The sequence below is a fragment of the Polaribacter sp. Hel1_33_96 genome (genome assembly GCF_002846595.1).
GTDB lineage: Bacteria > Bacteroidota > Bacteroidia > Flavobacteriales > Flavobacteriaceae > Polaribacter.
This window is the reverse complement of the sequence record NZ_PJMV01000001.1, coordinates 2,102,620-2,116,908: the sequence shown is the minus strand read 5'-3', so window position 1 is coordinate 2,116,908 and position 14,289 is coordinate 2,102,620. Positions and strand designations below refer to the sequence as shown.

4 protein-coding genes are annotated in these 14,289 nt (G+C 32.7%); 2 read left to right on the top strand and 2 right to left on the bottom strand.

The annotated features are described in order from the left end of the window. The first annotated feature begins 509 nt into the window (after positions 1 to 509). Both ATE90_RS09220 and ATE90_RS09215 read left to right on the top strand, forming a co-directional pair. Positions 510 to 6,029 (top strand): PKD domain-containing protein, encoded by a 5,520-nt coding sequence (locus ATE90_RS09220; protein WP_101451327.1) that lies wholly within the window; start codon positions 510 to 512, stop codon positions 6,027 to 6,029. A 1-nt stretch (position 6,030) separates the two neighbouring features. Further along, positions 6,031 to 7,029 carry a PorP/SprF family type IX secretion system membrane protein gene (locus ATE90_RS09215; protein ID WP_101451326.1) on the top strand — a complete coding sequence of 333 codons (999 nt, stop codon included), beginning with the start codon at positions 6,031 to 6,033 and terminating at the stop codon, positions 7,027 to 7,029. 1,279 nt (positions 7,030 to 8,308) lie between these two features. On the opposite strand, the gene ATE90_RS09210 is transcribed toward ATE90_RS09215, so the two are convergent. Both ATE90_RS09210 and gltB read right to left on the bottom strand, forming a co-directional pair. After that, a complete protein-coding gene (locus ATE90_RS09210; protein ID WP_036784855.1) occupies positions 8,309 to 9,772 on the bottom strand; it encodes a glutamate synthase subunit beta in 1,464 nt (487 codons plus the stop codon). A gap of 4 nt (positions 9,773 to 9,776) precedes the next feature. Continuing rightward, positions 9,777 to 14,288: a glutamate synthase large subunit gene (gene gltB / locus ATE90_RS09205; protein ID WP_101451325.1), complete on the bottom strand. Its 4,512-nt coding sequence runs from the start codon at positions 14,286 to 14,288 to the stop codon at positions 9,777 to 9,779. Between the last annotated feature and the right edge of the window lies 1 nt (position 14,289).

Below are 14,289 nucleotides of genomic sequence, written 5' to 3'. Positions count from 1 at the left end.
TTTTTTGTTGTTTTTAACTTTATTTTTAAGACAGTGAATTGTGTCATTTTAGGGCATATTTGACGTAATAAGAAGAAAAAGGGGGTATTTTTGGGGTATTTTTTATTAGGTAATATTATATAAAATTGCAAAACACCATTGATGACTATAAATGATCAATTTTATTCTTGCTACAAAAAGTAAGAAGAAAGAAACAAGGAAAATATTGTTCACATGATTACTTGTCAATCGGCTATTAAACATTTGCCCAGAACTTTAGTTTAAAAAACTCAATAATAATATTCATTCATTTTTAAAAATAGCATAAAAAAAAATCATAAAGTTTAAGAGGTTCGTTTTTCCAGAATTTGATTTAACATATCTATTAATATATCAAATAAGATTTTTTTTAAATTAATTAATTTAACTAAATTTGGTTTTTAAAAAAAAAATGCAGCTTGTTTAAAAACAAGATTTACTATATCAAAATTTAAATCTTATCATTTTTAACGAATTGCTCATATTATAATATGAAGCTTAAAAAGAAATTATTGACTTTGTTAAAAAACAATGTTACACTTTTTGCTATAATAGTTTTTGGTTTTATCCTGTTTAAATCTTACGCTAATAATGAAAATCAGTCGATTGGTAAATTTTCATTTATTCCTAGTGCGACTATAAAGGCTGAAAAAAATGAAATTTGTGCAAGAGAATTTATGGCTATTACTTTTGAAGGCTCAGGAGGAACAGCTCCTTATGTTTTTACGTACAAAATAAATGATAGCCCAGAACAAACGATAACGTCTAATAATTTAGGTATTGCAGAAATTAACTTTATGGAAGTTGATGCTAATAGTTATAATTATAAACTTATTGGTGTTAAAGATAATAACTCGGTAGTTACTCAAATTGACAATCAAGAAGTTACTATAATTGTAAATGCTATACCAGTAGTTGATTTTACATTTAATAAAAATAATGTTTGTGCAGGTGAACTAATAACGTTTACACCACAAGTTTCAGGTGCTGGTGGTTTTAAATATGAATGGATCTTTCAAGATGGTGTAACGTCAGAGCTTGAGAGCCCTTCTCATTCTGTTGAGTATTTTGGTTGCACTACCCAAGAGCAAACTTTTAGAGTAACATTAACTGTATTTGATAAAAATGGTTGTCAAAACTCTCAAGTAAAAAATGTAACTGTAACACCTAAACCAGATCTTGAATTTAGTGATGCAGATTCAAAAAATTTTAACAACTGTGATAACGCATCGCCCTCTAACCCCGAATTCACGATTAATGTTGCTAATGATTCACAATCTACCTGTGTAGATTCGTATTCTATAGATTGGGGTGATGGAAACTCAGAATCTTCTATTACATTTCCTATTGTACACACTTATTTAGATTTAGGTGTTTATACGATGAAAATTAGAGGAATTGGCGACTCTGGATGTTTTAGCGAACTCTCTTATCAAGTTATAAACATTGGCAAACCTGTAAGTGATTTTTCGATCGCTGGAAATCAAAATAATGTATGTTTAACCGATGCTGAAATAGATTTTGAGATAACAAACTTTGAAACGAACTCTTCAGATACAACCTATACTGTTGATTTTGGTGATGGGTCGACCTCAGAAACATATACTCAAGATGAAATTCAGGATGATAATATAGTTAGTCATATATATGAAAAAGTGAGCTGTTCTGAGCCAAATGGTGCGTTTATAGCTACATTATCAATGCAAAATTTATGTTCAACAACTGAAGTAGTAGTAAATGATATTAAAATTCTAGAATCCTCAATAGCGGAATTTGAATCTCAAGATATTGCTTGTATAAATAGTGATATAGAATTTATAAACAAATCTGTTATTGGAGACAATATCGATTGTAATAAAGCCGCAAATTTTCAATGGGATTTTGGTGATGGAACAATCGTTAATGATAATGATTCAAGTGTTTTAACAAATCAAACGCATCAATATACTAATTCAGGTAACTTTACGGTTACTTTATCAGTAAGTACTGAATGTGGTACAGACATCTTTACAAAAGATATTTGTATTGAAGAAGTTAATACGCCAACCTTTACTCTCGATAAAGATGCTGGTTGTGTTCCTTTAAATGTAACGGCAAGCAATACAACAACAGAAAACACAGTATGTAGCGGCGCTGTTTACGAGTGGGAAGTTACGTATACTGAAGGTAATTGTGAAACTTCTGCTTCTTGGAGTTTTGCAAACGGTACAGACAAAAATTCAGAAAATCCAAGATTTTTGTTTAGTACTGCAGGACAATATACTATTGTGCAAAAGATAATAACGGGTTGTGGTACAGCAACAAATTCTAAAATAATTGAAGTTAAAAAACCGCCAACAGTTAATATCGACCTAATTTATGATGCTTGTGATAGTGTAACTATAAATCCGATAGCAACTATTCAAAATTGCACATCTAATACTGCAAGTATTACTTATAACTGGACATTTGTTGGCGGGCTTCCTGCTTCTGCAAACACTTTAGATCCTGGAAATATTTTTTATGGCACACCAGGGACGTATGAAGTAACTTTACAAGTTACGAATGACTGTGGTGTTTCTGATGTAGCAACTCAAACTTTTGAAGTATTTAAAAAACCAGTAATCACAAATACGGATTTAACTCAAGAAATTTGTTCAAATCAAAGTACATCGTTAATTAATTTAACATCAAATATTGCAAATACAACCTATTCTTGGTCTGCTGCGGCTTCTCCGGGTATTACGGGCTTTATAGAAAATGGAGACTCAAACTTAATACCAAGCCAAACTTTAATAAATAGCCAAAATACAAGTGGCGTGGTTACATATACAGTAATACCTTCAAATAATGGATGTGTAGGAGTTGCAGTAGAGTTTGTAATCACTGTAAATAGTACAGCAAGATTTACGACACAACCTTTGTCATCACAAATAGTATGTCAATACAGTACATCAAACGAAAGAGCTGATTTGTTTGTAACTGTTTCTGGTGTATCTACAATTAATAAAACGTATCAATGGTTTTCAAATACTATTGATGCAAATTCAGGAGGAACACTTATTAACGGAGCTACAGCAAACCAATACAATCCGCCTGTAGATATTTTAGGGACCATTTTTTATTATGTAGAAGTTTCTTTTTCTTCTGGTGGATGTTCTAACATTGTTTCGAATACTGCAAGTGTAGAAGTTATAGATGGAGTGTATCCACAAGATATAGACACAAGTTCTAAAACTTATTGTGTTGGTGAAATTTCTGATGCAATAGAAATTATTATTCCTGATAGAAATGGACTAGTCGTTTATTACCAATGGTATTCTAATATAAATGATAATGTATTTTCCTCTGGAGGCAGAACTTCCATAGTTGGCGAAACTTCAAATTCATATACTCCACCAACAGATGTAGTTGGAACCCTGTATTATTTTGTAAAAATTAAGAATTCTGTTTGTCCTAGTTCTTCTATTATTTCTGATGCATTTGAGGTAATTGTAAACGAAACTCCTGTTATTTCTTCAGCAGAAATAAGTGTTTATAGTGAAGAAATATTTTCTTTTAATCCAACTTTAGTTGCAGGAAATACAATACCAAACAATACCTTATATACTTGGTCTGCACCTAGCTTTAATCCTACAGGTGCAATTATTGGAGCTTCTGCAACTACAACGCCTCAGCAAATAATAAGTCAAACATTAGAAAATACAACAAACTCACCTGTAAAAGTGACTTATACTATAACACCAACAAGCACAACTTGTAGTGGAAATACTTTTACTTTAGAAGTTACTGTAAACCCAAGTATAAACCCAAATGCAGTTGTTTTAAATAATAGTTGTTTTGAGGCAAATGATGGCTCTATTACTACAAATATTTCAGGAGGTACTCCATTTGATGCTGGCAATCCCTACATAATTTCTTGGATTGGACCAAATGGTTTTAATTCATCGGATGCTTCCATATCAGATTTAGTAGCTGGGCTGTATACAATAACAATCGAAGATAAAGAAGGATTTAAGGTAAAAGAAGAATTTAGGGTTACACAACCAGATGCGTTAGCGATTACTAAAGATGTAGAAAAAAATATTTCCTGTTTTATGGGTGATAATGGTACAATAGAAGTTACTATCGATGGTGGTACATTGCCTTATACATATAATTGGACAACCACAAATGGTAGTGGAATTATACTGAATGAAAAAAATCAGAATACATTAACAAAAGGAAATTATACGTTAGAAGTTATAGATAAAAATAACTGTACAATCTCATCAAGATTTGCACTTACTGAGTCAGAAGAAATTAAAATTGATGTCATTAGTAAAAATGATATTTTGTGTTTTGGAGATGCAGCTGGTTCTTTAGAAGTTGATGTTTCTGGAGGTATAAAAAAAGAAATATCTGCAGGTGTTTTTGATTATGTGTATAATTGGTCAGGGCCCAATGGATATGCAAGTACTTCAAAAAATATAGATAATTTATTTGCAGGAACCTATACTTTAAATGTAATTGATGATTTGGGTTGTACAGTAAATGCTTCTTTTGCTGTAAATCAATTAGATCAAATTAATATTGATGTCATAAAAACAGATGAGAGTTGCTATCAAAAAAACGATGGAAGTATTGATGTAACTTTAACAGGAGGAACAGCACCCTATAACTGGTCTTGGAGTAATTTAGCAACTGGTTTAACCTTGTCAAATTTAGCTCCAGATACCTATACAATCTCTGTTACAGATGCTAACAATTGTACAGTACAATTATCAATAGTGATTAATGATGCCATTTTTTATATTGAGCCTACTGCAATACCTATGACATGTAACTCAGCAAATGATGCCTCGATTAATTTGAATTTAACAGGGGGTATTGATCCAGTTTCCATAGTTTGGAGTGATGGTATAACAGGAGAAGCTCAAAGAAGTAATCTGGCAGCAGGTGCCTATTCTGTTACCATAACTGATAGCAATGCAACTCAATGTCCCATAGAGGAAACCTTTATTGTGTCCAACCCTCCCTTAATTGTGGTAGCAGAAACAGTTATAGATGCAACAGATTGTGATATCGAAAATAGCGGAAGTATCAATTTAGAAGTTTCTGGAGGCGTGGCTCCGCTTTCTTTTTTATGGAATACAAATGAAACCTCAGAGGATTTAGAAAATATTGGTGAAGGTGATTATTCGGTTCAAATTACAGATGCAAATGGTTGTATTGTCATAAAACAATTTAATATTTTTAGACCAAAACCAATAGATATTAATTTAGATGAGGTATTGGTAAAAGACTGCGATTTAAAAGCAACAAGTAAACAAATAATAGCTACTGTTACTGAAGGTGTTTTGCCATTTACCTATACTTGGTCTTCAGGAGCGATATCTGGCTTAGAAAACAATATTATGACTACTTCTCAAAGCGGTGAATATTCATTAAAAATTGTGGATGCTAGGGGATGTGAAGTAGTTAAAACATTTAATGTAGATGTGCCTTCAATTGGAATTCAGGATTTTAGTTATAATTCTTTTGCATCTGATAATTACAATTTATTTTCAATCCAAGACCCAATTCAGTTTACAAATTTATCAACAGGAGATTACAGCAAAGTTACTTGGGATTTTGGTGATGGCAGCGGTGTTAGTAATGAAGAAAACCCAGTTTATACTTATGATGAAGTAGGTTTTTTTACGATTACGTATACTGTAGAATATGAGGCTGGTTGTACCTATGTTTTGGCGAGAGATGTAAATATTACGAAAGGTTATATTTTAATTATTCCAAATGCTTTCACCCCAAATGGAGACGGATATAATGAAACCATAAAACCTATACATAAAAGTTTTTCAGAAATAGAAATGACAATTTATAACTCTTGGGGGACCATTGTATACTATGAAAAAGGGTTAAACTTTAATGGCTGGAACGGTCTTATAAAAGGCTTGCCAGCAGAAAATGGCAACTATGTTATGGTTGTAAAAGGTCTTACTTTTTACAAAGGAGTAGTTATTGAAACGGCACCGTTTACACTTATAAAATAAGATGAAGAAAATTATTATTATATTTTTTGTTTTTACAGGTGTAATTAGTTTTGCACAAGATGTTATTTTTTCACAAGCATTTTTAGTTCCAGAAACTTTAAATTCTTCTTTTACGGGTTCTATTAGAAGTACAAAGGTTGGCTCTTTATTTAGGTCTCAATGGAGAGGCAGTGCTTTTAAAACGAACTCGAATTATGCTTTTTTTGATACTTGGTTAGAAGGTTTTAAAACCGGTATTGGGATTAGTTTTTTAAACCAAACGGAAAGTGTTTCTAGCTATACTTTTAATCAAGTTAATTTTAATTATGCAATGGCATTTCAAATTAGTGATACTTGGTTTTTTAGACCTAGTATCTCTGCTGGTTTTGGAATCAAAAATTATGGTTTTCAAAATTTACTGTTAGAAGATCAAATTAATTTGACCAATTACACTATAAATACATCAACTATAGATCCAGTTTTACTGGGTAGTCAAAGAAATTTTTTTGATTTTAGTTCCTCTCTATTATTTAATAATGAAGACAGTTGGATTGGTTTGACGATAAGGCACTTAAATAAACCCAATATTTCTTTGACTGAAAATGGAAATGCTCCATTAGATATGTTTTGGTCTGTACATGCAAAATATTATCTACCGATTTTAGAAAATCATACAGATTTATCTAATCGTAAAAGTAAAATCTATGTACTCTCTAATTTTATGAGGCAAGGTAGTTTTAATAGATTGGATGTTGGTGCTCAATATGTTTTTGAAAATCAGTTTTCTTTAGGAATTACAGCGGGTTTAACGCCTATAAAAAATGAATTTACAACTTCATTATTAAGCTCAGTAGGTACTTTTGTAGGTTATAGATGGCAAGGTTTTAGATTTGGTTATTCCTATGATTTTAATACAATAAACCTTGTAAATTCAGGTGGTATTCACGAGTTTTCTGTTTCTTATGATTTTGACGTCAATATTAGAGTTTTAAATAGATATAAGTGTGTTTCTGCTTTTTAAGGTTTTAGTGCGTTTAAAACTTTTTAAATCGTTCAAAAATATTTCATCTTAGATTTTCTGACTTTTTTCGTACGCTAATTTTCTTTCAGCTAATCTTCATAATATTCAAGTTTTAAAGTGCAGTAAAAGTAGACATGAAATTAAATTGGTCTAAGTTTAATAATTTAACGCAACAAATCTAAAATACCAGATTTACAAAAACTAGTAAGTAAAATCTTCGAAATTTAAGAGAAAACTTATTACATAGTTATAAGAATAAAAGGAAATTTTTTATTGTTAATTATTTTAATTTGTTGATTCTACTTAAGAATCTCTTTAAAAGTTACTAACTGGATAAGAACCCCTGACCTTAGGAGTTTATTTTTCGTAAACTGAAAATTAATTCATATTTAAAGGAATTAGCTCAGTAAGTTTTTATTGATAGGAAGTTTTTAAATTATATCCAAGTAGAGCAGTTGCTGCTATAGTAATTTTATATAAGGACAGAGCTATGTAAATTGTGTCAGAATTATCCGGTCATTACACAAATTAGTTACTGGAAAGTTTGTTAACAAGAGAGATAGTAATGAAATTTAGATGGTTTATAAATAAAACTCCACTTCTATAGAGAGGTGGAGAAAATTGCTATGAAAAAGAAGAAAGAAATTTTCTTCTAATTAAAAATAATACTTATTTATTAAATAGTGGAAATTGTGACTGGTTTTAACATGAAAATAACATAATATAGTTTTGTTAAAGTATCAAGAAGAAAGGCTCAATAGTAAAAAAAAGTTATTTATTGTTGTTCAGTAGCCATTGTATCTTTGTATGCTAGCTGAGCAAATTCTAAACTCCGTGAATAGGTTAGAGATATGTTCGTTATATTTGTAGTATGTGGAATAGATTTCTTTATTTATGCAATTCATTAACTGTCGATGGTATATATATCGACATAACAATCAATCGTAGACAATACATTAGAGTACGTTTTCTATAATTGATAAAGAAACGATTATAAGTTAAATTTCCCTTTAAGACGTTTAGGTTATCCATTATAAATCTAAATGCTTTAGTTTCTAAACCACTTTTTTTCTTACTTGCTTTAAGCCGTTTTTGACAATACCTCTTTGAATAAAGGATTTCAGGTAATAAAAGCTAAAGGTTTTCGATTTCCATTTAGAAATAAAATTTCATTAAAAATTATTTTATAAGAAACAAAAAAGATAATATTTTTTCAAAAAAAAATTACCTTTTTGTTTATACTCATAGCACATTCCGTGATGCAATACATATACAGGGATTACATCGCAACTAGATCACCAGCAATGTCTTTAGAAGGTAATTCAGATTTACCCATTAAATATAGATCAACTTGTCTAGCGGCTTCTCTTCCTTCCGAAATAGCCCAAACAATTAGAGATTGTCCACGGCGCATATCTCCAGCAGTAAATATATTTGGAATATTTGTTTGGTATTTTCCGTACTCAGCTTTATAGTTAGAGCGGGCATCCTTGAGAAGGCCCAACTTATCGGCTAATGTACTTTCTGGACCGGTAAAACCCAAGGCTAATAAAGCTAAATCACAGGGCCAGGTTTTTTCAGTACCTGCTATCTCTATTAATTGTGGTCTTTCTCCGGGAACCATCTTCCACTCAACATTTACTGTTTTTAAGGCAGTTAGTTTTCCGTTTTTGTCTTTTATAAATTCTTTCGTATTGATTAACCAATTACGATCTGCACCTTCTTTGTGGGAAGAAGAGGTTTTTAATTGCAATGGCCAAAAAGGCCAAGGAGTAGTCGGTGAACGATGTCCCGGGGGTTTGGGCATGATTTCAAAATTTACTACAGACTTTGCTCCTTGTCTGTTTGAAGTACCAATACAATCTGAGCCTGTATCTCCTCCTCCAATTACAATTACGTCTTTATCCTTAGCTATTATTTGGTCTTTTACTTCTTTACCAAATAACATTTTTGTTTGTTGTGTTAAGAAATCCATAGCTTGCACAACACCATCAGCATCAATTCCGGGAGTTGGTAGGCTACGTTTTTCTGTGGATCCTCCGCACAAAACAATACTGTCAAAAGATTTTAGGTCTTTCACATCATAATTTACACCAACATTGACGTTCACTTTGAAAATGATTCCTTCCGCTTTTAAAATTTCTATTCTTCTGTCAATAATTCCTTTTTCCATTTTGAAATTAGGAATTCCGTAGCGCAATAAACCGCCTATTTCATCGTCTCTTTCAAAAATAGTAACCGTATGACCAGCTCTATTTAATTGCTGAGCAGCAGCTAAACCTGCAGGGCCAGAACCGATAACTGCAATTGTTTTGTTGGTTCTGTTTTTTGGAGGTTGAGGTTTAATCCATCCTTCCTTAAACGCACGTTCAACGATATTTTTTTCAATATTTTCAATAGATACGGGGTCTTCAATAATTCCTAATACACATGCTTGTTCGCATGGAGCAGGGCATAAGCGTCCTGTGAATTCTGGAAAGTTGTTGGTAGAATGCAATATCCATGAAGCTTTTTGCCATTCTCCTTGATGCACCATATGGTTGAAATCTGGAATTAGATTTCCCAAAGGGCAACCACTATGGCAAAAAGGAATACCACAATCCATACAACGTGAACCCTGTTTTGTAATTTCTTTGTCTGAAAGAGGAACGGTAAACTCTTTATAATTTTTTACACGATCTATTACAGAAGTGTAGGTTTCATCTTGTCTTTCAAATTCTTTAAATCCTGTTATTTTTCCCATGACATTATGCTATTGTTAATTCTTCAAACATTGGTTCTTCTGTTGCTAAACGTTCTAAAGCGCGCTTATATTCAGTTGGCATCACTTTTACAAAGTTGTCTAAGCTTGTATCCCAATCAGTTAATAATGTAGCACCTTTTTTGCTTTCAGTATATAAAACATGTTTTTCTATTATTGCTTTTAATTCGGCAGCATCTTCTTCAGAAATATATTCAAACTCGATAGTTTCTGTATTACAGAGACCGTTAGAAAATTTGTTTTCTGGATCGTATACATAAGCGATTCCACCACTCATACCAGCGGCAAAATTTCTTCCTGTTTTTCCCAAAACAATTACTTTACCGCCTGTCATGTATTCACAACAGTGGTCTCCAACTCCCTCTACAACAGCGGTTGCTCCTGAATTACGAACGGCAAACCGTTCTCCTGCAATTCCGTTAATATAGGCTTGTCCATTTACAGCTCCAAACAAACAAACATTACCAACAATGATATTGTTTTCTGCTAAAAAGTCTGCTTTGGCTGGTTTTTTTATAATTAGTTTCGCACCCGATAATCCTTTTCCTAAATAATCATTGGTATTACCCTCTAGGGTAAACGTTAATCCAAAAGCTCCAAAAGCTCCGAAACTTTGTCCGGCAGAACCTGTAAAGTTGATATTTAAGGTGTCTTCAGGCAACCCTAAATGCCCGTAAATTTTTGAAATTTCATTGCTTATGATTGCTCCAACTGTACGATTTGTATTTTTAATTGGATATGCAAGGTTCATTTTTTCTTTTCTATATAAAGCTCTATGAGAGTCTTTTAAAATAGTAAAATCTAAAACATTTTCTAAATTATGATCTTGTTCTTCAGTGTTTTTAACGATCATGCTTTTATAGCCTGTAGGTCTATGCAAGATGCTAGATAAATCTAATCCTTTCGCTTTGTAATGCTTGATTGCTTTATTTGAATTTATTTTATGAGTTTGACCAACCATCTCAGCTAAGGTTCTAAAACCTAATTGAGCCATTATTTTTCTTAATTCTTCAGCTACATAAAAGAAAAAGTTAATTACGTGTTCAGGAGTTCCCTTAAAGTTTTTACGCAATTCTTTGTCTTGGGTAGCGATACCAACAGGACATGTATTTAAGTGACATTTACGCATCATAATACAGCCAGAGGCTACTAGAGGTGCGGTAGCGAAACCGAATTCTTCTGCACCTAATAAAGCCGCAATAGCAACATCTCTTCCTGTTTTTAATTGCCCATCACACTCTACAACAATTCTACTTCGTAAACTATTCATTACAAGGGTTTGCTGGGCTTCTGCTAAGCCAAGTTCCCAAGGCAACCCTGCATGTTTTAAAGAGGTTAGAGGAGAAGCTCCAGTACCGCCATCATAACCAGATATTAAAACAACATCTGCTTTGGCTTTTGCAACGCCAGCGGCAATAGTTCCAACACCAACTTCAGAAACTAATTTTACATTAATCCTTGCTTCACGATTTGCATTTTTTAAATCAAAAATTAATTGTGCCAAATCTTCAATCGAATAAATATCGTGATGCGGAGGAGGAGAAATCAGTCCTACAAACGGCGTTGAATTTCTTGCATCTGCAATCCAAGGTAAAACTTTATAGCCTGGTAGTTGACCGCCTTCGCCAGGCTTGGCACCTTGTGCCATTTTTATTTGAATCTCTTTCGCATTTGTTAAATAATGAGAAGTTACCCCAAATCTACCAGATGCAACCTGTTTAATTGCAGAGTTTCTGCTATCTCCGTTTATATCTTTTTGAAAACGTTTTCTATCTTCACCACCTTCACCAGAATTAGATTTACCTCCAATTCTATTCATAGCAATGGCTAAGTTTTCGTGAGCTTCACGCGAAATAGAGCCATAAGACATGGCGCCTGTTTTAAATCGTTTTACAATTTCTGTCCAATCTTCTACTTCTTCTAGAGGAATAGGGTCTAGGTTATCGAATTCAAATAAGCCACGAATAGTCATTAAGCTTTCTGCTTGCTCATTAATAGCATTTGCATAAACATCGTAACTATCTTGGTCACTCAACCGAACAGCTTGCTGCAATTTAGATACGGTAGTTGGATTAAATAAATGACGTTCACCATTTCTTCTCCATCGATAATCGCCACCAATATTTAAGCTTAAATTTTTATTAATTTTATTATCTGGATATGCTTGTTTGTAGCGCTGGTCTATTTCTTTTTCAATTTCATACAAGCCAATACCTTCTATCCTTGAAGCTGTGTAAGGAAAATATTTTTCTACAAATTGGGAGTTAAATCCAACAATCTCAAAAATTTGAGAACCTCTGTAGGAATGCAGTGTAGAGATACCAATTTTGTTCATTACTTTCAAAATCCCTTTTCCAATTGCTGTATTAAAATTGTCAACAGCTTTTTGCTCATCCATGCCAGTAATGAAACCTTCTTTAACTTGCATTCTGATAATTTCATTTACCATGTATGGGTTTACGGCACTTGCGCCATATCCAAATAAAGTGGCAAAATGATGTGGTTCACGTGGTTCTGCAGATTCAATAATAATATCAAAATAAGAGCGTTTACGTAAACGGTTTAATTGGTGATTTACAAAAGAACAAGCAAGTAAAGCCGGAATTGGTGCAAGTTCTTGACTTATACCTCTATCCGAGAGAATGATAATATTATTCTTTCTTTCTAAGGCTTTCTCAACTTGAATAACAATGTTATCCAATGCGTCTTCAAGACCATTTAATCCCTTTGATTTTTTATATAAAATTTGAATCGTTTCTGCTTTGAAACTTTCAATATCGATAGATCTTATTTTTTCTAAATCAGCATTAGAAATCACTGGATTTTGAATTCTTAGTTTTCGACATTGTCTCTCTGTGATGCTAAAAATATTTCTGTCTTTTCCTAAATTTAAACTTATATCCGTTACAATTTCTTCACGAATTCCGTCTAGAGGCGGATTTGTAACTTGCGCAAATAATTGTTTAAAATAATTTGAAATTAATTGAGGTCTATCAGATAAAACAGCTAATGGAGTATCAGTTCCCATTGAGCCTAGAGCTTCTTTACCCACCAATGCCATTGGCGTAATTACTTCTTGAATGTCTTCAAAGGTATAATTAAATAATCGTTGGCGCGTTTTAATATCAATAGATTCTATAGGGCACGTTTCACTTGTATAAGGTACATCCTTTAAATGCAGACGTGTTTTATCTAACCATTCTTGATAAGGTCTTTCAGAAACAATTTTGCTTTTGATTTCTTCATCTTCAATAATTCTTCCTTCATTCATGTCAACCAAGAACATTTTTCCTGGTTCTAGTCTTCCGTGTTCTTTTACGTCTTCGGGAGCAACATCTACAACACCAATTTCTGAAGACATAATTAATTTACCGCTTTTGGTAACTGTATATCTTGATGGTCTTAGACCATTTCTGTCTAATAAAGCTCCAATATAGTCTCCGTCTGTAAAAGGTACAGAGGCAGGTCCATCCCAAGGTTCCATAATACATCCATTGTATTCATAAAAAGCTTTACGCTCTTTAGACATGGTTTTATGTTTTTCCCAAGCTTCAGGAATCATCATCATCATAATTTCAGGTAATGAACGACCCGTATGTGTTAACAATTCAACTACCATATCCATAGAGGCAGAATCAGATTTACCTGGTAAAATTATTGGAAAAAGTTTGTCGATTTGTGGTCCAAAAACATCACTTTTCATGATTTCTTCACGAACACGCATTCTACTTACATTGCCTCGTAGTGTGTTTATTTCTCCATTCTGACACATGTGCCTAAAAGGTTGTGCTAATTCCCATGTGGGCATTGTATTGGTAGAAAAACGTTGGTGCACTAATGCCAAACGAGTAACTAAATCTATTTCTTGTAAATCTTTATAATAGGGCCCAATATCTTCAGGCATGATAATGCCTTTATATATAATCGTGGTTATGGATAAACTTGGAATGTAAAAATAGTTACTTTCAGAAATTTTTGATTTTCTGATGGTGTGCTCTGCTATTTTTCTGGCAGCATATAGTTTCGCTTTAAAAGTAGCTTCGTCAATTTTATCAGTTTTTCCAATAAAAAGTTGTTCTATATTCGGTTCCGATGCCAAGGCTATTTCTCCTAATTGATAAGAATCTACGGGAACTTCTCTCCATCCTAAAACAGCAAGTCCTTGTATTTTTAGTTCTTTTTCAAAAGTTGTTTTGCAAAAATCATATTGATTAGAAACCTTCGGAAGAAATACCATTCCAACTGCATATTCTCTCTGATTTGGAATTGGGAAATCACATACTCTCTTGAAATAGTCATGAGGAATGTCTATTAATAAACCAGCACCATCACCTGTTTTTCCATCTGCACTTACACCGCCTCTATGTTCTAGTTTTTCTAGAATTTCAAGTGCATCATGTATAATTTGATTCGTTTTATCTCCATTCAAATTACAGATAAAACCAGCGCCACAATTTTCGTGTTCAAACTCTGGTAAATATAGTCCTTGTTTTTCCATA

Coding starts and splice junctions, on each gene's coding strand:
- ATE90_RS09220 (WP_101451327.1), top strand. CDS start 510: ATGAAGCTTAAAAAGAAATTATTGACTTTGTTAAAAAACAATGTTACA.
- ATE90_RS09215 (WP_101451326.1), top strand. CDS start 6,031: ATGAAGAAAATTATTATTATATTTTTTGTTTTTACAGGTGTAATTAGT.
- ATE90_RS09210 (WP_036784855.1), bottom strand. CDS start 9,772: ATGGGAAAAATAACAGGATTTAAAGAATTTGAAAGACAAGATGAAACC.
- gltB (WP_101451325.1), bottom strand. CDS start 14,288: ATGGAAAAACAAGGACTATATTTACCAGAGTTTGAACACGAAAATTGT.